Annotated in this window: 18 protein-coding genes; 9 read left to right on the plus strand and 9 right to left on the minus strand. The window is 61.4% G+C overall.

The window, feature by feature from the left end:
* The first annotated feature begins 148 nt into the window (after positions 1–148).
* Entirely contained in the window at positions 149–421 is a 273-nt protein-coding gene (locus tag JFT58_RS12325; protein ID WP_003174819.1) for an HU family DNA-binding protein, read from the plus strand.
* A 228-nt stretch (positions 422–649) separates the two neighbouring features.
* Positions 650–2524 (plus strand): SurA N-terminal domain-containing protein, encoded by a 1875-nt coding sequence (locus JFT58_RS12330; protein ID WP_103299422.1) that lies wholly within the window; start codon positions 650–652, stop codon positions 2522–2524.
* 200 nt (positions 2525–2724) lie between these two features.
* Here JFT58_RS12330 and nhaA read toward each other — a convergent pair whose 3' ends face one another.
* Both nhaA and JFT58_RS12340 read right to left on the minus strand, forming a co-directional pair.
* On the minus strand, positions 2725–4068 hold the full coding sequence (gene nhaA, locus JFT58_RS12335; protein WP_054897258.1) for a Na+/H+ antiporter NhaA: 1344 nt from the start codon (positions 4066–4068) through the stop codon (positions 2725–2727).
* 118 nt (positions 4069–4186) lie between these two features.
* Positions 4187–5368, minus strand: coding sequence for an MFS transporter (locus tag JFT58_RS12340; protein ID WP_054897259.1), 1182 nt, complete (start codon positions 5366–5368; stop codon positions 4187–4189).
* 117 nt (positions 5369–5485) lie between these two features.
* Here JFT58_RS12340 and JFT58_RS12345 point away from each other — a divergent pair, with 117 nt between their 5' ends.
* Positions 5486–6385 (plus strand): LysR family transcriptional regulator, encoded by a 900-nt coding sequence (locus JFT58_RS12345; RefSeq protein ID WP_198834393.1) that lies wholly within the window; start codon positions 5486–5488, stop codon positions 6383–6385.
* Positions 6386–6473: 88 nt separating this feature from the next.
* Positions 6474–7265, plus strand: coding sequence for a DUF2242 domain-containing protein (locus JFT58_RS12350; protein WP_034127943.1), 792 nt, complete (start codon positions 6474–6476; stop codon positions 7263–7265).
* 366 nt (positions 7266–7631) lie between these two features.
* On the opposite strand, the gene JFT58_RS12355 is transcribed toward JFT58_RS12350, so the two are convergent.
* Positions 7632–8666, minus strand: a complete 1035-nt coding sequence (locus JFT58_RS12355; protein ID WP_054897260.1) for an AraC family transcriptional regulator — start codon at positions 8664–8666, stop codon at positions 7632–7634.
* A gap of 4 nt (positions 8667–8670) precedes the next feature.
* On the minus strand, positions 8671–9801 hold the full coding sequence (locus tag JFT58_RS12360) for a carbon-nitrogen hydrolase family protein (protein ID WP_054897261.1): 1131 nt from the start codon (positions 9799–9801) through the stop codon (positions 8671–8673).
* Positions 9802–10012: 211 nt separating this feature from the next.
* On the opposite strand from JFT58_RS12360, the gene JFT58_RS12365 reads away from it, so the two are divergent.
* Positions 10013–12052 (plus strand): NADPH-dependent 2,4-dienoyl-CoA reductase, encoded by a 2040-nt coding sequence (locus tag JFT58_RS12365; protein ID WP_034127940.1) that lies wholly within the window; start codon positions 10013–10015, stop codon positions 12050–12052.
* A gap of 56 nt (positions 12053–12108) precedes the next feature.
* The gene (locus JFT58_RS12370) at positions 12109–13050 is read left to right on the plus strand and encodes a 1-aminocyclopropane-1-carboxylate deaminase/D-cysteine desulfhydrase (RefSeq protein WP_054897262.1); all 942 of its coding nucleotides are present in this window, start codon (positions 12109–12111) and stop codon (positions 13048–13050) included.
* Between the two features lie 68 nt (positions 13051–13118).
* Here the strand turns inward: JFT58_RS12370 and JFT58_RS12375 are convergent, their stop codons facing one another.
* The 3 genes from JFT58_RS12375 to JFT58_RS12385 form a co-directional block, all read right to left on the minus strand.
* Positions 13119–13673: a cytochrome b gene (locus tag JFT58_RS12375; RefSeq protein ID WP_034127939.1), complete on the minus strand. Its 555-nt coding sequence runs from the start codon at positions 13671–13673 to the stop codon at positions 13119–13121.
* Between the two features lie 114 nt (positions 13674–13787).
* A complete protein-coding gene (gene phnX / locus JFT58_RS12380; protein ID WP_054897263.1) occupies positions 13788–14615 on the minus strand; it encodes a phosphonoacetaldehyde hydrolase in 828 nt (275 codons plus the stop codon).
* Positions 14616–14712: 97 nt separating this feature from the next.
* On the minus strand, positions 14713–15837 hold the full coding sequence (locus JFT58_RS12385; RefSeq protein ID WP_054897264.1) for a 2-aminoethylphosphonate--pyruvate transaminase: 1125 nt from the start codon (positions 15835–15837) through the stop codon (positions 14713–14715).
* A 112-nt stretch (positions 15838–15949) separates the two neighbouring features.
* On the opposite strand from JFT58_RS12385, the gene JFT58_RS12390 reads away from it, so the two are divergent.
* The gene (locus JFT58_RS12390) at positions 15950–16804 is read left to right on the plus strand and encodes a LysR substrate-binding domain-containing protein (RefSeq protein ID WP_054897265.1); all 855 of its coding nucleotides are present in this window, start codon (positions 15950–15952) and stop codon (positions 16802–16804) included.
* On the opposite strand, the gene JFT58_RS12395 is transcribed toward JFT58_RS12390, so the two are convergent.
* Positions 16780–17670, minus strand: coding sequence for a LysR substrate-binding domain-containing protein (locus JFT58_RS12395; RefSeq protein WP_034127935.1), 891 nt, complete (start codon positions 17668–17670; stop codon positions 16780–16782). The two genes, JFT58_RS12390 and JFT58_RS12395, sit on opposite strands and share 25 nt — an antisense overlap.
* Positions 17671–17928: 258 nt before the next feature.
* On the opposite strand from JFT58_RS12395, the gene JFT58_RS12400 reads away from it, so the two are divergent.
* Positions 17929–19254 (plus strand): MFS transporter, encoded by a 1326-nt coding sequence (locus JFT58_RS12400; RefSeq protein WP_054897266.1) that lies wholly within the window; start codon positions 17929–17931, stop codon positions 19252–19254.
* Between the two features lie 109 nt (positions 19255–19363).
* Positions 19364–20068, plus strand: coding sequence for a YebC/PmpR family DNA-binding transcriptional regulator (locus JFT58_RS12405; RefSeq protein ID WP_003192227.1), 705 nt, complete (start codon positions 19364–19366; stop codon positions 20066–20068).
* A 122-nt stretch (positions 20069–20190) separates the two neighbouring features.
* On the opposite strand, the gene JFT58_RS12410 is transcribed toward JFT58_RS12405, so the two are convergent.
* Positions 20191–21489: a protein kinase gene (locus tag JFT58_RS12410; RefSeq protein ID WP_054897267.1), complete on the minus strand. Its 1299-nt coding sequence runs from the start codon at positions 21487–21489 to the stop codon at positions 20191–20193.
* Positions 21490–21500 lie beyond the last annotated feature (11 nt).

A 21500-nucleotide genomic window follows, 5' to 3' on the forward strand; every position in this document is an offset into this window, starting at 1 on the left:
GTGTTGGAGCCTGGGGGGCTTCCTTGACAGCTTTTTAGAGCCCTTGTTATAAAGCGGCTCTTAAGTGTCTGTAGGCCATTCAGCACTGGTTTTGCTTTTTACCAAAAAACTTAGAATCATACTCAATAGATATATAAGGGGACTTAGAGTGAACAAGTCGGAACTGATTGATGCTATCGCTGCATCCGCTGATATCCCGAAAGCTGCTGCTGGCCGTGCGCTGGACGCAGTAATCGAATCCGTCACTGGCGCTCTGAAGGCCGGCGACTCCGTGGTACTGGTAGGCTTCGGTACTTTCTCTGTGACTGACCGCCCAGCTCGCACTGGCCGTAACCCACAGACCGGCAAAGCACTGCAAATCGCTGCTGCCAAGAAACCAGGTTTCAAAGCCGGTAAAGCCCTGAAAGAAGCCGTTAACTAAGCTTCGTTCAAGCCTTTGCTTACCCGGGTCGGACGCAGGTCTGGCCTGGCAGCGGAGCGGTAGCTGACCCACGTATCGGGTCGCCACGCCGGGGGTGCAGATTCGAACCCCCGTCCGCTCCGCCAGTTACGAGAAGGCGCATCCTCGGATGCGCCTTTCTTCTATCCGGACTCTACCCACGCTCCACGGTTGCCTAATTTTTGAAGTTCAACCGTTTCTGGGGGACGCATGCTGCAAAATATCAGGGACAATTCACAAGGCTGGATTGCCAAGACCATTATCGGGATCATCGTCGCTTTGATGGCGTTCACCGGTATCGAAGCCATTTTCCAGGCTTCGGGTAATAACAAGCAGGACGTGGCCAAGGTCAATGGTGAAGAAATCACCCAGACCGAACTGAGCCAGGCCGTCGATATGCAACGGCGCCAGCTGATGCAACAGTTGGGCAAGGATTTCGATGCTTCCCTGCTGGACGAAAAACTGCTGCGCGATGCTGCCCTCAAGGGCCTGATCGACCGCAAGCTGCTGCTGCAAGGTGCTGCCGATTCCAAGTTCGGCTTCTCGGAAGCGGCGCTGGACCAGGTGATCCTGCAGACGCCGGAATTCCAGGTGGACGGCAAGTTCAACGCCGAACGCTTTGACCAGGTGATCCGTCAGCTGGGCTATAGCCGCATGCAATTCCGTCAAATGCTGACCCAGGAAATGCTGATCGGCCAGGTTCGCGCAGGCATCGCCGGCAGCGGTTTTGTGACCGACGCCGAGGTGCTGGCATTTGCCCGTCTGGAAAAACAGACCCGCGACTTCGCTACCGTCAACATCAAGGCTGACCCTGCGGCGGTGAAACTCACCGACGACGAGGTCAAGGCCTACTACGACCAGCACGCCAAAGAGTTCATGACCCCGGACCAGGTGGTCATCGACTATCTGGAGTTGAAGAAGTCTTCCTTCTTCGACCAGGTCAGCGTCAAGGACGATGAGCTGCAGGCTGCCTACGAGAAGGAAACCGCCAACCTCGCTGAACAGCGTCGTGCCGCGCATATCCTGATTGAAGTCAACGACAAGGTCACCGAGGCGCAAGCCAAGGCCAAGATCGAAGACATCCAGGCGCGCCTGGCCAAGGGTGAGAAGTTCGAAGCCCTGGCCAAGGAGTTCTCCCAGGACCCAGGTTCGGCCAACAATGGCGGTGACCTCGGCTTTGCCGGCCCTGGCGTTTATGACCCGGACTTCGAAACCGCGCTGTACGGCTTGAAGCAAGACCAGGTGTCGGCGCCAGTGCGCACTACCTTCGGTTGGCATCTGATCAAGTTGCTGGGCGTTGAAGCGCCTGAGGTGCCATCGTTCGCCAGCCTGAAAGACAAGCTGACCCGCGAGCTCAAGGCACAGCAGGTTGAACAGCGTTTTGTCGAAGCGACCAAGCAATTGGAAGATGCGGCATTCGAAGCCTCTGACCTGGCCCAGCCGGCGTCTGACCTGAAGCTGACCGTCCACACTTCCGCGCCGTTTGGCCGTGAAGGTGGCGAAGGTGTTGCGGCCAACCGTGCCGTGGTCACTGCAGCCTTCAGCCCGGAAGTGCTGGATGAAGGTGCCAACAGCAGCGCTATCGAGCTGGACCCGGAAACCATCATCGTGCTGCGTGCCAAAGAGCATCTCAAGCCGGCCCAGTTGCCGCTGGAGAACGTCGCTGCGGCCATTCGCACCCAGATGACCAAGGAGCGCGCGAGCGCTGCCGCCAAAGCCCATGCCGACGAGTTGATCGCCAGCCTGCGTGATGGCAAGACCGCGCTGGACCAGCCGGTTGACGGCCAGGCCTGGAAGGTGACTGAGGCAGCTACCCGTGGTCAGGACTCCATCGACCCGGCCGTGCTGCAAGCCTTGTTCCGCATGCCCAAGCCTGTGGCCAAGGACAAGCCGACCTTCACCACCGTGACCCTGCGCGATGGCAGCCTGGTGATCGTGCGCTTGAACGGTGTGAACGAAGCGGCGGCCCCTACGGACGAAGAAAAAGCGCAATACCGCCGCTTCCTCGCTTCCCGTATTGGCCAGCAGGACTTCGCGGCCTACCGCAAGCAGCTGGAAACCCAGGCAGACATCAAGAAGTATTGATGCCGGCCTGAATAAAAAGACCCCGACCTGAAAAGGCCGGGGTCTTTTTTTGCCCTTGATAAAGCGGCTACTCAGTTAAATGGGACTGTCACTGTGGCGAGGGAGCTTGCTCCCGTTGACTGCGCAGCAGTCCCGGCTTTTTAGGGCCGCTTCGCGACCCAGCGGGAGCAAGCTCCCTCGCCACAGGTTGGTGCTCTGCCTCAGATAGGCTTGGCAGCAAACTTGAGCTTGCCCCACGTCAACCCGATCACCGCCGCCAGGGTTGAAGCCGCCAATACGCTCAGCTTCGCAGCCGACAGCAGGGCCGGGTCGGAAAATGCCAGGGACGAGATAAAGATCGACATGGTGAAACCGATCCCCGCCAGCAGGCCGACCAGGCCAACGCCCGTCCAGGTCACACCGTCCGGCAGCTTGCAGATGTTGAGCTTGACCAGCGCCAGGCTCGCCAGCATCACGCCCAGAGGCTTGCCGAGCACCAGGGCGAAGATGACGCCCATGAACACACCGTGGGCCAGCGGGTCATCCAGATTGAAACCGTCCAGGCTCACACCGGCGTTGGCCAATGCAAACAGCGGCATCACGCCGAACGCTACCCACGGGTGCAGCGCCGATTGAACACGCTGCACCGGCGGCAGTATTTCCCGTTGAGCTTCGCGCAATTGCTTGAGGGGCGTGGCGACTTGTTGGGCCCCTTCGGCTGGCTGCGAGAACCGGTCCATCAGCTCGTTGAAGGTGCGTTCGATGGTTTCCAGCGGGCGTTCCCGGGTGGGCTTGGAATTGACGGGGGTCATCAAGCCAAGGATCACCCCGGCGAGCGTCGGGTGCACGCCGGTCTTGAGCAGGCCAAACCACACGATAGCGCCTGGCAGCAGGTAGATCGCCGCCTTGCTGATGCCCATGCGTTGGAACACCAACACCAGGGCCAGCCCGCCGGCAGCAATCACCAAGCCCATGTAGTCGAGGCTGGCGGTGAAAAAGATCGCGATGATCAGAATCGCCACGATGTCATCGATGATCGCCAAGGCCAGCAGCAGGATGCGTACGCCACTCGGAATCGATTTGCCCAGCAGCGCAAGCACACCCACGGCAAAGGCGATGTCGGTCGCGGTGGGGACTGCCCAGCCACTCGCGGCGGCGGTGTCGTGGTTGAGCAGGGTGTAGATGAGTGCGGGCATCAGCACACCGCCCAACGCCGCGCCCAAGGGCAGCGTGGCCAGCTTCAGGTTGGCGAGGGCGCCGTCTTTGATTTCCTGGCGGATCTCGGTACCGACCACCAGAAAGAAAATGGTCATCAGCCCGTCATTCACCAGAAAATGCAGGGAGCGCGACACGCTGTAATCGCCCAGCCCGAGGGTGATGGGCGTGTTCCAGAAATGCTCGTAGGTCGCGGCGGCGGGGCTGTTGGCCCACACCAGCGCGACGATGGCGGCCAGCAGCAGCACGATACCGCTGACGGCTTCGATGTGTGAAAAGCGCTCAAGGGCGGACAGCGCGCCCTCAGTCAAACGCTGGGGGCGGGGGATGGCGGGGTGTTTATCAGGCACGACAAATCTCCATTGGCGGCCCGACCAATGCTTGGCTTTTAACCTGCGCCGTGCTTTATGCAACAACGCACCCAGGGGCGATGATAGGAAGGTGAGGAATAAGTTGTAAACAAACTTGTCATCGCGCGGGCAGCGCTTTACCCCGGATTGCGCCCAGCGCCAACACGATCAATCCTAGAACTGCCCATGGAAATGTCACGACGCCCCAACGTTCGAGCAAGAGCCCGCCCACTAATCCACCTCCGGCGATGCCCAGGTTCCATACCGTGACCAACATCGATTGGGCGGCATCGGCCGAGTTGCCAGCCGACTTGGCCAGCGCGGTTTGCAATAGCGCTGGGAGGCCACCGAAGGCGAGCCCCCACAACGCCACGCTGACGTAAATGGCGACTACGCAGTTGAACCATAGTCCGAGCAGCAGGGCCGCAACGGCGAACATCGCGCAACTGATGAGGGTCAGTAGCCTCAGGTGCCGGTCAATCCAGACGCCTACCAGCCAGATACTCAGCAGGGCCATCAGGCCGAACACCAGCAGCACGCGATCAATCTCGCGGCCGATACCGGCGGGCACCAGCAAAGGGGCGATGTAGGTATAGAGAATGTTATGCGCGAGCACGTAGGTAAAGGTCACCCAGAGCACCGGCCGTATGCCTGGCAACGCCAGTACCTGACGTAAGCCGAGGCGTTTGCTTGGCGGTTCACCGGCAAAATCCGGCAGTTGCCAACGCGCCCATACCAGCAGTAACAGGGTCAGGCCAGTCATGATGGCAAAACTGGCGCGCCATCCGACCAGCGTACCCAGCAGGGTGCCGGCGGGCACGCCGAGGGACAAGGCCAGCGGCGCACCCAGCATGGCCACGGCAATCGCCCGGCCCTGCAGATGAGGTGCGACCATACGACTGGCGTAACCCGCCAGCAAGGCCCACAGCAAGCCCGCGAACACACCGGCGAAAAATCGTGCAGCCAAGGTCAAGCCATAGTGGCTGGAAAAGGCGGTGACACTGTTAACCAATGCAAAGCCGCCGATGGCGATCAACAGCAACGGCCGCCGGCGCCAACCCCGGGTCAGCAATGTCAGCGGGATAGCGGCGAGCAACGAGCCGAGCGCATAGAGCGTTACCAGTTGCCCGACCAGAGCCTGGGAGACCCCGAGCCCAGCACCGATTTGCGGTAACAAACCGGCGGGCATTGCCTCGGTGAGGATGGTGATAAAGCCGGCGCAGGCCAACGCCAGCAAACCGGCCAGTGGCAGGGGGTCAGCGTGGGGGGCTGTATCGATCAATTGGGGGCTGTCGTTCATCGGGGCTCTCCTTGAAAGGGTCAAGGCGCCAGGGTAGGGGGCTGCGAGGCGCGGAAAAACAGGCTAAGGTTCCGAACTTATCGGACGTTGATGTCCGCAATCGGCAAAGGCATCACCATGGACAATCTGGGCAGCCTCTCGGTTTTTGTGCAGGTCGCGCAAACGCTTAGCTTCACCGCTGCGGGCCGTGCACTGGGCGTGTCATCGTCGGCGGTGGGTAAAAGCATTGCGCGAATGGAAGAGCGCCTGGGCGTCAGGTTGTTTCATCGCAGCACCCGCAGCATCACTCTGACCAGCGAGGGCGCGCTCTTCCTGGAACGTTCGCGGCGCATCCTGGCGGAGTTGGAAGCGGCCGAACAGGAATTGACTGGGGTCACTGCCAAGCCTCGCGGCAAGCTGCGGATCAGTGTGCCCCAAGTGCGTGGTTTGTTGATGCCGGTGATCAGCGATTTTATGCGTGCCTACCCGGACATCGAGTTGGATGTGGATTTTTCCGATCGCATGGTGGACGTGATAGAGGAGGGCTTCGACGCGGTGATTCGCACCGGCAAGCCAGAAGATTCGCGCTTGATGGTGCGCCATCTTGGGCATTACCAGTTGGTCCTCGTCGGTACGCCCGGCTACTTCGACCAGCACGGCACCCCCCGTCGGCCCCAGGACCTGAATCATCACGCCTGCCTGCGGCACAAATTCTGCGCCACCGGTAAGCTGGAGCCTTGGCCGCTGCGTCATGTCCCGGGGGCGGCAGAACTGAACCTGCGCGCACCGCTGGTCAGCACTACCATCGAGTCCCTCAATCATGTGGTGCAAGAAGGACTGGGCATTGCGTGCCTGCCGGACTACATGGTCAACCAGGCCGTACAGCATGGGCGTTTGCGACGGGTGCTGGATGAGCACCTCGAACATCGCGGCAGTTTCTGGTTGCTGTGGCCGGCCAGTCGCCATGCTTCGGCCAAGCTGCGGGCCTTTATCGATCATATGTGCGCCGGGCTTTTTCCTACTGACGCCGCTGTCTGAGCTTGAGATGTTTTACCGACAGGAATCGCGCTTCAATGTCGCGTTCTGTTGCACAATACCGTCCGGACCGTTTTCTTCAGGATTTTCAATGTCGACATCATTTCACTTGCGCAATCTCGGGTTGGCGCTGGTGCTGGCGGGCGCCGCGGGCTGCTCGTCACCCAAGACCGCTATCTATGAACATGAGAATTTCGACGATTCCGGTACGTTTTCCCGCGATTACCCAGTCAGCGATGTGGCGGCCTGTGAAGCTGCGCGCCGTGCCCTGCTGAGCCAGGGCTACATCATCACCAGCAGCGATCCGAAGTTGGTGGCCGGCAACAAGAGCTTCCAGCAGACCGGCGAGACCCACCTGCAGATCAGTTTCAATGTGGTGTGCGCTGCTGATGGCAAGGGCAGCAATCACTCGACGATGTTTGCCAACGCCTTGCAGGACCGCTATGCGCTGAAGAAGGTCAACAACTCCGCGAGCCTCGGTGTGGGCGTGCTGGGCTCGGTGTCGATGCCGATTGGCTCCACCGACGACTCGATGGTGAAGGTGGCGAGCGAGACCGTCTCTGCACCGAAGTTCTACGAGCGTTACTTCGCGTTGGTGGACGTGTTCCTGCCGCAGGAAGTAAAGCAGGCCGAGCATATCCCCGAGCAGCCCAAGGCCGACCTCGGCGTGCCCGAGCCCAAGACCGCTCCGGCAGCCGAGAAGGTCGAAGCGCCGAAGGATGTGCCGGTAGCGCCTGCCGCTGCAGAGCCGCTTGCGCCGCCACCTGAGGCTGCACCGATTGCACCGGTGACAGAGCCTGCTCCGGTTGCACCGGCGCCGACTGATCCGTCCTTGCCGGCGCCGACGGAAGCGATTCCACCGCTTCCGATGCCTGCGCAGTAACGCAATGCTGTTCTGATGTGGGAGCGGGCTTGCTCGCGAATACGGTGTAACAGTCGCCAAGTGTGTTCAATGACCCACCGCTTTCGCGAGCAAACCCGCTCCCACATTTTGATCGAGGTTGCGGTTGAGTTAAATCCAGTGATCGCCGCTACGTTTAATCCTGAAGAGCAGGAATGTCACGACGTCGACATTTTTTCGTCATGACGGCACTTTAGGCTGGGTTCGCAGGTCATTAATCTGCAACCGCTTTCAACACGAAAAGGAGTCCACCATGGACGATTACCAGGAAGAGCTGCTGGAGTATCAGGCATTCGAGCTAGACCCACTGGATCCTGCCGACGATGCCACCGAGCTGTAACACCGACTTCAGGCGGAGTGGCGCTGACTGCGGCGAAATTCCCCTGGGGTCTGGTTGTTCCAGCGTCTGAAGGCCCTTTGGAAGGCTTGGGCCGAAGCAAAACCGAGCAAGTAGGCGATCTCGCCGAACGCCAGTTCCGTATCGCGAATGTAGGTCATGGCCAGGTCGCGACGGGTGTCATTGAGGATCGCGCGAAACTGCGTGCCTTCCTCGGCCAGTTTGCGCCGCAATGTCCAGGTTGGCAGCTTCAAGCGTGCCGCCACTTCCTCCAGGTCGGGTTCCCGGCCGCCATTGAGCATCGGCCCGAGCAACCGGGTAATGCGCTCGCGCAGGCTGCGGGTGCGGGTCAACTGCTCAAATTCCCTTTCACACAGCTGTAGCAACAGGTGCCAGGTGCTTGGGCAATGCTGCGGGTTGCGCAGCGCCAGGGTGGGTTGGCTGAGGCGCAGTTGATTGACCTCGGCGCCGAAGTGGACCACGCCCTCTCCCAGCACCCTGTAGTGGTCGTGGTAGTCCGGCGCGTCGAATTCGATTTCAATGCGCTGGGCCTGCACCGGCTGTTGGGCCAGGCCAGACAATTGCTGCAGCCAGCCGGCGATGATCGAATCCACCACAAAGCGGTTATAGGTGTTGTAGGGGCTGATGGAATAAAACCTCAGCCACGCGCCTTCGGCGTCTTCATGAAAGCTTGATTGCCCGCGATAGTTGGAGCCGTACAGTGCTTCAAAGCGTGTGAGCGTGCGTGCCGCTTCGCGCACGGTGGGCGCTTGGGCGGCAGTAACGCCGGCAAGACCAGCCTGGCTCAAGCGGCTGAGCTGGCCCATACGCAGACCCAGGCCGGGGTTGCCGGTCAGTTGGATGGCCGCGTGGCCCAGGCGCATGTAGCGCGGGATCGACAAGCGTGCGCCGGCCTCAGCCAGGCGAGCTGGATCGAGGCCGTATTGCAGCAGCAGGGGCTGTGGGTCCAGGCCGTGGCTGTGGATGGCGTCGGCCAGGGTGTGCACGAAGCCCACCGACAGATCCCCCAGGCGCACCGGCTTCACGGCGCTACAGCCAGATATTCAGCAGGCGCGCACCATGGGCGTCGCCATCGGCGAAGACTTGCCCATTGCGACTGAGAAAACTTTGGCCGGCGCTGCCCAGGTCCCAGAATTGTCCGCGCAGAAAGACGCTCATTCCCGCGGTGGCTTCGCTGACAGGTGGCTGGCTGATCAGGGTAAGACGACGCCAGGCCGCGCCCTCACTGGTTTCTTCGGGCTTGAGGCTCACTTCTGAGGGCGTAGATACGCTCTTGAAACCGCGCCACGGACGCTCCCAGGTATCGCGGCCGGTGACAAAAGCGGGTACCGCGATCAATTGCGCGCCTTGCTCGTTGAGCTTGCGGTAGTTGTCCGGGTACCAGCTGTCGCTGCCGACCAGAATGCCCAGGCGCCCGGCGGGGGTATCGACAACGTTGACGACATGCTCATCGCCAGGTTCTATAAAGCCACGTTCATCGTAGATCGGGTAAAGCTGGCGCTGCGGCTGGCCCAGCGGCAAGCCGTCGGCGGCGAACACCACGCTGGCGTTGTACAGCGCGCCGTGGCCGATCTCCAGTTGCCCCTGGATCACGCTCGGGTTGGGCAGGGCGATGGAACCGGCCACCAGGGTCACGCCAAATTCTTTGGCGAGGCCGCCAAACAACACTTGATAGTCGCGGGCCATTGCCGGGGCTTTCATGCGCAGGTACGCATCGTCCATGCGGTTGTCGCCAGTGGCGCTGATCCAGGCTTTGGCAAATTGCAGCGGGTTGCTGATCGACAGCCAGTTCATGGCGTCCTTGAGGTGAGCGGCCTGGTACAGCTCATTCTTTTCTCCGCCGAGCATCAGCCAAGTGCCGATATGTTCCGGCAGCACCACAACGGTCTTGGCATTGATCAGCCCAAGGTCCCGGGCATTTTGCAGGTAGGCGGACAGCTTCAGATGCAGGCGTTCCAGGCTCTGGTAATCGGCAGGGAACAGTTCCGGCTGGATACCCAGCAGGTTGCCCCGGTCGGCTGGTTCGCCCTCGTTGACGGCGAGGGTGATGCGCAGGTCGGACAGGTAATGCGCCACGGGGCGCTCCTGGGTCCAGACCAGATACGCGGCGAGTGAGGCAACCAGGGCCATGATGACGGTGAACGCTAGAAGTTTACGCATGGGGCAACAGACAACAGACCAGGTGCAGGGTTCGCGACTAGGGTAGGGCCCATGGCGTGGCTTGCCAAGGGGCGCTGTGCATTTGGATCAATAACTTGTCAGTTTCAGTCATTGAGCCGTGGTCCACCGCCTCTTAGTCTGTGGGACATAAACCGATGGCACGCCGTTCGAGTGCGCCACGTCCCGTGATGATCCGTTGTGGAGCTGTACCATGACCGCTGCTGCCTACCCGCACCTGCTGGCCCCGTTGGACCTGGGTTTCACCACCTTGCGCAACCGTACCCTGATGGGTTCGATGCACACCGGCCTGGAAGAAAAGCCCGGCGGTTTCGAGCGTATGGCGGCCTATTTTGCCGAGCGCGCCCGTGGCGGCGTAGGCCTGATGGTCACTGGCGGCATTGGCCCCAATGATGAAGGCGGCGTGTACGCCGGTGCAGCCAAGCTGACCACCGAAGAAGAGGCGAGCAAGCACAAGATCGTTACCCAAGCCGTGCACGACGCGGGTGGCAAGATCTGCATGCAGATCCTCCACGCCGGGCGTTACGCCTACAGCCCCAAGCAGGTGGCTCCGAGCGCTATCCAGGCGCCGATCAACCCGTTCAAGCCCAAGGAACTGGATGAAGAGGGCATCGAAAAGCAGATCCAGGATTTTGTCACCTGCTCGCTGCTGGCCCAGGTCGCCGAGTATGACGGCGTCGAAATCATGGGTTCCGAAGGCTACTTCATTAACCAGTTCCTCGCTGCCCATACCAACCATCGCACCGACCGTTGGGGCGGCAGCTTTGAAAATCGCATGCGCCTGGCGGTGGAAATCGTGCGCCGTGTACGCGAAGCCGTAGGCCCGAACTTCATTATCATTTTCCGCCTGTCGATGCTCGACCTGGTGGAAGGCGGCAGTGTCTGGGAAGAGATCGTGCAGTTGGCCAAGGCCATCGAACAGGCCGGCGCGACGATCATCAACACCGGTATCGGCTGGCACGAAGCACGTATCCCGACCATCGCCACCAAGGTACCCCGTGGTGCGTTCAGTAAAGTCACGGCCAAATTGCGCGGTTCGGTACAGATTCCGCTGATCACCACCAACCGCATCAACACCCCGGAAATTGCTGAGCAGATCCTGGCCGAAGGCGACGCCGATATGGTCTCGATGGCGCGGCCGTTTCTCGCCGACCCCGAGTTCGTCAACAAGGCCGCCGCCGGGCGCGCCGATGAGATCAATACCTGCATCGGCTGCAACCAGGCATGCCTGGACCATACCTTTGGCGGCAAGCTCACCACCTGCCTGGTCAACCCGCGGGCGTGCTACGAAACCGAGCTCAATTACTTGCCGGTCAAGCAGATCAAAAAGGTCGCGGTCGTCGGCGCAGGCCCTGCGGGTTTGGCCGCGGCTACCGTGGCTGCAGAGCGCGGGCATCAGGTGACCTTGTTCGACTCCGCCAGCGAGATCGGCGGCCAGTTCAATATCGCCAAGCGCGTGCCGGGCAAGGAAGAGTTCTTCGAGACCCTGCGTTATTTCAAACGCAAATTGCAGACCACCCACGTCGAGCTGTGCCTCAACACCCGTGTCGACGTTGCGCAACTGGTAGCGGGCGGTTATGACGAAGTGATCCTGGCCACCGGCATCGCACCGCGTACCCCGGCGATTCCCGGTGTCGACAACGCCAAGGTCCTGAGTTACCTGGACGTGATCCTCGAGCGCAAGCCGGTGGGCAAGCGCGTGGCGGTGATCGGCGCCGGCGGCATCGGTTTTGACGTGTCTGAATTTCTCGTCCACCAAGGCGTATCCACCAGCCTGGATCGTGAGGCGTTCTGGAAAGAATGGGGCATCGACACTCAACTGCAAGCCCGTGGTGGCGTGGCCGGGATCAAACCCGAGCGCCACGCGCCGGCCCGTGAAGTGTTCCTGCTGCAACGCAAGGCTTCCAAAGTGGGCGATGGCCTGGGCAAGACCACCGGCTGGATCCACCGCACCGGTTTGAAGAACAAGCAGGTGCAGATGCTCAACAGCGTCGAGTACTTGAAGATCGACGATGAAGGCTTGCATATCCGCATCGGCGCCGAGGGCGAGCCGCAAGTCCTGGCGGTGGACAATATCGTCATCTGTGCCGGTCAGGACCCGCTGCGCGAATTGCACGACGGCCTGGTCGCCGCCGGCCAGAACGTGCACCTGATCGGCGGCGCCGATGTGGCGGCCGAACTGGACGCCAAGCGCGCCATCAACCAGGGCTCGCGCCTGGCTGCAGAGCTGTAAGGCGCCAAGAGGGGCGGTGTTAGACTACCGCCCTCTTTTCATTCAGATACCTGCCGATGGGCCCTTTCGACTGGCTTCCCAATGCGCCCCTTGAACCTTTGCAACTGGACTGGCTGAGCGGAGTCGAGTTGGCCGTGCTGCGCCTGGACTGTATCGACCCGCTGATCAGTGGCAACAAGTGGTTCAAGCTCACCGAGCACCTGGCCCAGGCCCGATACGCTGGGGCCACCGGGGTGATGAGTCTCGGCGGTGCGTACTCCAACCATTTGCATGCGCTGGCGGCGGCGGGCAAGCGCTTTGGTTTTCCCACGGTCGGCCTGCTGCGGGGCCATCCTCAAGACACCCCCACGGTTCTCGACCTCAAAGCGTTTGGCATGCAATTGCATTGGCTCGGTTATGGCGGTTATCGGGCGCGGCATGAAGCGGGTTTCTGGTTGCCTTGGCGCGAGCAGTATCCTGGCTTTCATCCGATACCCGAAGGCGGCGGCGGGCTGGCCGGTGCGCAGGGCTGTGGCGTGTTGGTCGAGCAGGCGCGGGCGCAACTGGACAGCCTCGGTTGGAGCGATTACGACGCTTGGTGGTTGGCGGCGGGTACCGGCACGACACTGGCCGGGCTGGCACTGGCGGAGGCGGGCGCGCATCCGGTATATGGCGCCCTGGCGGTGCCGGATGACCACGGTGTGGCGCAGAACGTGAGTGCCATCGTGCAGGACGGTTATACATTGCTGGACGCCAGTCGCGGCGGCTTTGCCAAAGCCGATCCACTGTTGCTCGACTTCATTCAGCGCACCGAACAAGCGTGCGGTCTACCGCTGGAACCGCTTTACACCGGCAAGGCGCTGCTGGCGTTGAAACAGCAGATCGAGGCCGGACGCTTTGCCCCCGGCATGCGCCTGATCTTCATCCATACCGGCGGCCTGCAAGGCCGCCGAGGCTTCAGCGACTGGCGCAAACCTCTTGTGGGAGCTGGCTTGCCTGCGAAAGCGGTCTTGCAGTAAGAGGCACTGTGACTGACACACCGCCTTCGCGGGCAAGCCCGCTCCCACAGGGGAGCTAATTGGCTGGGTTAAAGCCTCCTCCCACCCGGCATCATGCGCAGCGCCGTGTTATCGCGCATCACGTAATGATGAAAGATCCCCGCCAACGCGTGCAGCCCGATCAGCCAGTACCCGATCTGGCCAAACAGCACATGCCAGCCTTCAATCTCCTTGGCCAGTGCCTTGTTTTCCCCAATCAACGGCGGCAACTCCATCCCATAGAACATCACCGAGTGCCCTTCGGCGCTGACGATCAACCAGCCGGCAATCGGCATGCCGATCATCAACGCGTACAACGCAGCGTGCATCAGTGTCGCCAGCAGGCTTTGCCATTGCGGCGGCGCCGGCAGGATCTTCGGTGCCACCCCCAGGCTGCGTGCAAACAGGCGTAGCCATACCAGTACAAACACGGTAAGGCCGAGCATGAAGTGCATTTCAACAATCAAGGTGCGCGCACCGCTGCCTTTGGGGAATTGGCCGCGCAGTTCAATGCAGGCGTAGACCACCGCCAGCAGCACCACCATCAACCAGTGCAACGCAATCGACATAGTGCTGTAGCGTGTATCGGAATTTTTCCACGGCATCGCTGTGTTCCTCACTCATCAGGGCATACCTCCATTCTTTCGCGATGGAGTGCATTAACTCTATGCCTGTTTCGAGCGCTGCGCTTGTTGCCAATGCCGTTGTCTTGACCTCGGTCAGTAGGCCTGCGGCATTTCCCCGCGGGCCAGGCGCTGGTTGATTTCATTGATGACCCGTGGCAGATCGGTGATGGTGTCAATCAGGTAGTGTGGACGTGAAGCTTCGAACATCGCTTCGATACGCTGGCGCTCGCTGGCCAGTGTGTCGCTGTCCAGGGCGCAGAATTGCTCGTAGGTCAGGCCCAGCGCGTTGCCCGAGCAGGTCAGCGCCACGGTCCACATCCCGGCACGGCGACCTTCGAGAATGCCCGGCACGGTGTCGTCGACCTTCACGCAGGCCGCCACATCATCAATGCCTAGGGCAATCACGTTGGCCAGCGCCTGGGCCGGCCATGGTCGGCCGTTGGGCACTTCGTCAGTGGCCACGACATGGTCGGCGACGTAGCCATTGGTGGCGGCCAGGGCCACGACCTTGTCCATCACCTGCTTGGGGTAGCCGGAGCAGGAGCCGATCTTGATGCCTTGGCCGCGCAGGGCGGCGATGGTGTCGAGGGCGCCGGGGATCAGGGCCGAGTGCTCGGCAATTTTCTCGATCTGCAGCGGCATGAAGCGCTGGTAGATGGCGGTCACGTCGTCGTCGGTGGGCGTGCGGCCGAACGCCTTGCGGTAGCGTTCGGCAACCTGCGGCTGGTCGCAGAGCGTACGGATATGGTCCCACTTGCCCATGCCCATCGGGCCACGGGCTTCCTCGATCGACACCTGCACGTCGAACTCGGCGAAGGCCTCGACAAAAATCTGCGTGGGGGCGAAGGAGCCGAAATCGACCACGGTGCCGGCCCAGTCGAGGATAACGGCCTGGAGGGTGTTGGGGTTTTGATAGTTCATGGTTCAGATCCTGTGGGGTAATAACATTCATCTATGTAGGAGCTTGCTCGCGAAAAACATCCAGGCGCCGCGTTAACTCAGGATGCCCGCGTTTTCGTTAACGCTCTTCGCGAGCAAGCTCGCTCCTGCACATTTCTTGCAGCACCTCGGCGATGGCCTTGACGGCTGCGCGCATGTCGGCCGCGTTGACATGACCGATGCAGCCCACGCGAAAGGTTTCCACCTGGGTCAATTTGCCCGGGTACAGAATGAAACCCTTGGCCTTGACCCGTTCGTAGAACGCTTTGAACTGATAGCGAGGATCGTCGGGGGCGTGGAAGGTGGCAATGATCGGCGCCTGGATAGCCGCCGGTAGAAAACTGCGCACGCCCAGTTCGGCCATGCCGTCCAGCAAGGCCTGACAGTTATTTGCATAGCGCTGGTGACGGGCGGGCAGGCCGCCTTCCTCGGCGTACTGCAACAGCGCTTCATGCAGGGCGGCGACCACGTGGGTCGGCGGGGTGAAGCGCCACTGGCCGGTTTTGGTCATGTAGCTGTGCTGGTCGAACAGGTCCATCGCCAGGGAATGGCAGTTGCCCTGTGCCGCGGCCAGTGCGTGTTTTTCCGCAAAGACAAAGCCCATGCCCGGTACGCCTTCCAGGCATTTGCCCGAGGCGGCGATCAGCGCGTCGAAGGGGATTTCGCGGGCATCAATCGGTAGCGCGCCGAAGGAACTCATGGCGTCGATGATCAGGCGCTTGCCGTGGCGTTTGACCACCTCGGCGATCTGCGGCAACGGGTTGAGAATGCCGGTACTGGTTTCGCAATGGATCAGTGCGACATGGGTGATGGCGCTGTCGGCGTGCAACAGACGATCCACATCGGCGGCAGTGGTGGGCTCGTCTTCGGCGGTTTCAAAGGTGCTGAATGCGCGGCCAAGCACCTCGCAGATTTTCGCCAGGCGTTTGCCGTAGGCGCCGTTGATGAGCACCAGCACCTTGCCATTGCGGGGGACCAGGGTGCCGATCGCGGCTTCGACGGCGAAGGTGCCGCTGCCTTGCAACGGCACGCAGTGGTGGCTGTCGGCGCCGTTGAGGATCGCCAGCAGCTGCCTGCACACACTGGCTGTGAGCTGGTTGAAGCGGTCGTCCCACGAGCCCCAGTCCGTCATCATCGCCTGGCGGGTGCGGTTCGAGGTGGTCAGGGGGCCGGGGGTCAACAGGATCGGCGCGGCAGTGGGCATGTCAAATCCTCGCAAGGTGTTGGGGTTCAAGCTACGGCGCCTAAATTGCAGTTTGGCTTGTCATCAATCAAATTGTTTGTTGTTATGCGAGCTATCAGTGAGGCCGATAGCTATGAATCTGTTCCAACTGCGTGCATTCGATGCCGTGGCCCGTGAGGGCAGTTTTACCCGCGCGGCGGCTCGGCTGTTTATCAGCCAGCCGGCGGTGACCGGGCATATCAAGGCGCTTGAGGAGCACTACCAGATCCCGCTGTTGCGCCGCACCGCACGTCGGGTGGAATTGACCGAGGAGGGCGCACGCCTGGCGGCCATCACGCGGGCTATCTTCGGGTTGGTCGACGAGGCGCAAACCCTGCTGGAGGCCAACCGCCAGTTGCTCACCGGGCGCCTGGAAGTGGCGGCGGATGGCCCCCACCTGGTGATGCCGATGATCGCCAGCCTGCGTGCGCGCTACCCCGGCATTACCGTGAACCTGCGTTTGGGCAATGCCCAGGAAACCCTGGCGGCGTTGCTGTCCGAACATGCGGACGTGGCGGTGCTCACCGAGGTGGAACCGCGCAATGGCCTGCACTTGCAACCCTTGGACCAGTCACGGATTTGCGCCTTGGTGCCGGCCGCCCACCCGTGGGCCAAGCAGCCCGACGGTATTGAACTGGCGCAGTTGCATGAGGTGATCATGGTGCTGCGCGAGCCCAGTTCCATCACCCGCCGCACCTTTGACGACGCCTGCTTGGCGGCGAATGTGCAGCCCAAAGTGCTGCTGGAACTGGACAGTCGGGAAGCTGTGGCCGAGGCGGTGGCGGCAGAGTTGGGCGTGGGCGTGGTGTCGTCGATGGAGGTCAGCCCGGACCCGCGTGTGCAGGCGGTGCCGATCCTCGGCGATGGCCTGCTGAATCGGCATATGCTCGGCTGCATGGAGCGCCGTCGCTCGCTGCGATTGATTCAGGCGTTTTTCGAGTTGGCGTGAAGGCTTTCACGCACGATCTCCAGAAAGGTCGCGACCACACGGCGTGAACTCTGCTCTTTCAGGCACACCAGGGTTTCTTTCATGCGTTGGGTGCAATCGCGGATCGGCATGGCGTACACCCGTGCATCGGCACCGAACTCTGCCGCCGACACCACGCCCACGCCAATCCCTACCACCACGGCTTCACGGGCGGCCTCGCGGCCTTCCACCTGGATCGCCGGACGAATGCGCAGGCCGGCCTGGCGCATTTCCTGCTCCAGGGTCTGACGGGTGACCGAGCCGGTTTCCCGCAGTACCAGCGGGGTGTCATCGAGGTCGGCCAGGCAGATCGACTCGCGCCCGGCCCAGGCATGGTCCCGTGCGACAAAAGCCAGCAGTTGGTCGTCGGGCAGCGGCACTGACAACAGGCGCACATCATCGACATCGCGCCCCAACAGCGCCAGGTCGGCCTGGTAGTTGTAGAGGCGCGACAGCGACTCATCGGTATTGCCGGTTTCGATTTTTACGCTGATCCCAGGGTAGCGCTGGCAGAAGCGCGCAATCTGCGGCAGGACGTGCACGGGCGCATCCACTGCCAAGGTGAGAGTACCGGTGAGCAGAGCGCGCGAATCCTGCAGCAACTCTTCGGCTTCGGCCTCGATCACAAACAGGCGCTGGGTGATACCCAGCAGGCGTTCACCCAGATCGGTCAGGCGCACCGAACGCTTGTTGCGGTGAAACAGCAATACGCCGAAGCGCTCTTCAAGTTTGCGCACCTGGTCGGAAATCGCAGGCTGGGTCAGGAACAGCCGTTCTGCAGCCCCGGTAAAACTGCCGTGAATGGCCACCGCATGGAAGGCTTTGAGCTGGGCATGGGAAACCGACATGGTACGTCCTCTTAAAACCTGAGCTTATATTTGAAATACGATAAATCGATTTTACCTATGAGTCAGCCATTGTTTTGATGCACCTCAGCCGCCGTAGGTTGAGTCCTACAACCACGGCGGCCATGGGCGCAGGCACATCGCACCCATCTGACCAATACCGCGCTATCCAAGGCCCGGCATTGCAGTGCTCAACCATAAGAACAACAGGCGTTTTCTTTCGATTCTGCCGGCACACTCACACCTGAGGTCAGAACCACCATGAATATCCCTATGGGTAGTATCAAGCGTTGGCGCGTGCAGATTTTCGCCATTACCTGGCTGGCGTACGCCGCGTTCTATTTCACCCGCAAAGCCTTTTCGGTGGCAAAGCTGGGGATTGGCGACGACCCGAGTTTCCCCCTCGACAAAATGACGATGGCTAACCTGGATGGCCTCTATCTCGCAGCGTATGCGGTGGGCCAGTTCACCTGGGGCATGCTTGCAGACCGCTTCGGGCCACGGGTAGTGGTGCTCGGTGGCTTGTTGATTTCTGCAGGCGCGGCGCTGGTGATGGGCACCTTTGCCACTTTGCCGATTTTTGTCACCTGCATGTTGGTACAGGGCTTGGCCCAGTCCACTGGCTGGTCGGGGTTGTGCAAGAACCTCGGTAGTTTCTTCCCGGCCCAGCAGCGGGGGCGGGTGCTGGGGCTGTGGAGTTCGTGTTATGCATTTGGCGGGTTGGTCGCGTCACCGTTTGCCGGTTGGTGGGCTTATACGCTGATCGGCAGCTGGCATGCGGCGTTTATTTCCAGCGCCGCAGTGGTCGCGGTGGTGGCCGTGCTCTTCTTTATGTTCCAGCGCAATACCCCGCAGGATGTGGGCTTGCCGGCAGTCGAGCCCGAGCCGGTGCTGAGCGCCGAGCAGTTGGCCGCCGAACAGCGCGTGAGCGTACTCGAACCCCTGCGCGCGATCCTGCGCAACCGTACGGTGTTGACCCTGGGGCTGGCTTACTTCCTGCTCAAGCCGGCGCGCTACGCGATTCTGTTGTGGGGGCCGGTGATCGTCTACGAGCAGATGCCGTCGGTGGGCAAGGTCGGTGCCGCCATCGTGCCCACCGCGTTTGAGCTGGCCGGTTTATTGGGGCCGGTGTTGATCGGCCTGGCCTCCGACAAACTGTTCGGTGCTCGGCGCATGCCCGCCTGCGTGCTCAGCCTGTTGGCGCTGACGGTTGCCCTGGCGTTGTTTATGGGCGCGCTGCACACCGGCAGTGTGGTGCTGGTGATGACGTTGCTGTTTGTCATGGGGCTGACGCTGTATGGGCCGGACTCGATGATCAGCAGCACGGCGGCCATCGACTTCGGCACCGCCAAGGCCGGCGCTACCGCTGCGGGCTTTGTCAACGGCTGCGGTTCGGTGGGAGCGATCCTGGGTGGTTTGCTGCCAGGCTATTTCGATACCGTTACGGTATTTATTGTGTTTGCCGGTGCGGCACTGTTTTCGTCGCTGGTGCTGATGCCCTACTGGAATGCCAGGCCCGCCGTACTGGCCCAGGCCGGGGATTTTGTGCCGGACCGCAATGCGGTGATCAAACCCTTGCGCACCTGAGTACCCTGGCCGGTTTTTTGGTGGAACGAAGCGTTCTCGCGCTATAAACTCTGCCCCCAAAGCGCCGGCCAGTAGACGTTTCGGCGCGATGGAAATAAGAGAGTGAGTCATGGGCGCACAGTGGAAAGTCAAACATAAAGAAGCGGCAGCCAATGCCAAGGGCAAGATTTTCGGCAAGCTGGTGAAAGAAATCACCATCGCCGCCCGCAACGGCGCCGATACCGCGACCAACGCGCACCTGCGCCTGGTGGTGGAACAGGCCAAAAAAGCCTCGATGCCCAAGGAAACCCTGGACCGCGCAATCAAAAAGGGCGCCGGTCTGCTCGGTGAGACCGTGCAATACCACCGCGTGACCTACGAAGGTTTCGCGCCGCACCAGGTGCCTTTGATCGTCGAGTGCGTGACCGACAACATCAACCGCACCGTGGCGGAAATCCGCGTGGCCTTCCGCAAGGGCCAACTGGGCGCTTCCGGTTCGGTGGCCTGGGATTTCAACCATGTGGGCCTGATCGAAGCATCGCCGGACACGCCAGACGCCGATCCAGAAATGGCCGCCATCGAAGCCGGCGCCCAGGACTTTGAAGAGGGTGAAGAAGGCGCCACCTTGTTCATTACCGAAACCACCGACCTGGATGCCGTGCAGAAAGCCTTGCCGGAGCAGGGCTTTACCGTGCTGTCGGCCAAGCTGGGCTATATCTCCAAGAACCCGGTCAGCGGTTTGACCGATGAGCAGATGGCTGAAGTCGAGGCGTTCCTGGAAGGCCTGGACAACCATGATGATGTGCAGGATATGTTTGTCGGCCTGGCGGGCTGATGTTTATCTGAGTACACGCGGTCAACCTGTGGGAGCGGGCTTGCTCGCGAATGCGGTGTGACAGTCAGCAGATGTATTGGCTGTTCCACCGCATTCGCGAGCAAGCCCGCTCCCACATTGGTTTAGTGGTGTTGCATAGATTCGAGCAAGACCTCAATTTCTTCAAAGCCCGGCCGCGCCAGCACATCCGGCTGGCAGCAGCGTTGTTGCAGTGCCTGCAAGCCTTCGTCACTGGCCTCAACCCGCTCCAACAATTCCCCCAGCAACACTCCGAACGCGCGCACTTCAATACGCTGCAGCGCACGGGTTTCCAACGTGTCCGCCGTGGCATGGAAGGAGGCCGCGCCAAAGTCTCCCAGCAAGCAATCACCTTCTGCGTTCCACAAAATATTGTGACCATACAGGTCACCATGGGTAATGCCGTGCCGATGCAGGTGCGCCGCCACCGAAGCAATGCCCCGCGCCATGCGCAGTGCCACGTCCAGGCTGAAACGGGTGGTGGGTGCGTAGACATCCCGCGTGCACGACGCCAGGCTCGGCAGGGCTGCGAGGTTGCGGTAACTCGGGTCGATCAGCTCCATCACCAGGGCGGCCTGGTTATCGGGATGGCCGACGACGCGTCCTTCAACCTTGATCAGGCTGGGATGCAGGCCGGCAGCGATGCAGGCTTGCATTTCATGCAGCGGTGAACCGTCGCTGGTGATGGTGCCCTTGTACAGCTTGACCGCGACTGGCAACGCCCGGGGTTTCCACAGCGCCTTGCGAATAATCCCCGAAGCGCCTTCGCCAAGGACTTCGCCCATGTCCAGTTCCTGCCAGGCGATGTTCGGCGTCGCCTCATCACTGCTCACCTGCACGGCCATTTCCACCGGGTTGCCGGCGTAGGCCAGCCAGGTCAGGCTCGGCAGGGTCAGCAGCCACTGCGGTAGCTGGGTGAGGCGGTTGGAGGCGATACGGATCAACTCCAGGTTTTGGCACTGGGCCAGGCTTGGCGGCAGGTCGGTCAACTGGTTACCGGCCAACATCAACTTTTGCAGTAACGGGCGCTGACCCAGTTCATCGGGCAATTGGCTGATGCAGTTGTCGGTGAGGATTAGCCAGCGCAACTGTGGCGGCAGGGCGGCAGCGGCTACCTGGCTGATCTGGTTGGCCTTGAAGCCGATCATGCTCAGTTTTGCGCACTGGCCCAGGCATTGCGGCAGTTCGGTAAAGGCGTTGTCCGAACAGAACAGCACACGCAGGTTCGTCAGGCGGTGCAGGTCGTCGGGCAGGCTGCTCAGGGCGTTGCCGGTGAGGTTGAGGATTTCCAGCGAGTCGGCCAGTTCGAAGATTTCCCGGGGGAACTCGGTCAGCCCGCAGGCCAGGTCCAGGCGCGTAACGCCAGCCAATTGGCCAGCCTTGAGTTGGGCGAGGGTATTCATGCAGGGCGCAG

This window comes from Pseudomonas sp. MF6767, assembly GCF_016405475.1.
Lineage (GTDB): Bacteria > Pseudomonadota > Gammaproteobacteria > Pseudomonadales > Pseudomonadaceae > Aquipseudomonas > Aquipseudomonas paracarnis.